Annotated in this window: 1 riboswitch. The window is 38.5% G+C overall.

Features of this window, described 5'->3' with window-relative positions:
- Positions 1 to 110: 110 nt before the first annotated feature.
- A riboswitch (cyclic di-GMP riboswitch) is annotated at positions 111 to 200 on the bottom strand.
- Between the last annotated feature and the right edge of the window lie 351 nt (positions 201 to 551).

Below are 551 nucleotides of genomic sequence, written 5' to 3'. Positions count from 1 at the left end.
TTATTTCGGTGTAATTAATATTACGCCACCAAAAGTCAGGTCCGAGAGAGTAGCAAACGTGCGCAAAGGCAATGTCATTAAAGGGTAAAGACATTGGTTGCACACTTGCCATCGGTAACCCCGCTACCTTCCATATACTACTATGGTTCAGGCCGGAGGCTTTGCGTCCCACCCTTTCGGATGGTTTGCCCTGTGCGTGACCAGATGAGGATACTTTGTATATTGAATTAACATCACACTTTAGATTTTAAAACGTGATCTTGATTCAATAAATAATGCCATTTTGTGCATGGGTACTCATAATTGAGAATTGTATTTAATGTTTGAAAAGAAGCGGGAATTAATAATTCACATGTAAAGAAAACAGTAACTTATGGAAGTTATTGTTTTTAAGAATGAGGCAAAGTGTGCGGGAAGTGTTATTTTTTTAATAAAAAAAAGCGCCCCTAAGGGCGCTTGTGTTCATTTAATTAAGTTTCTTAACGGTGTTGCGGGTAACAATCTCTGGTTGCATCTCGAACACACGCTTTTCGTGTTCTTTATCTTTAATG

This window comes from Vibrio sp. 2132-1, from assembly GCF_033344315.1.
Note: the sequence above shows the minus strand (reverse complement) of the source record. Positions and strands in the feature narration are given on the sequence as shown.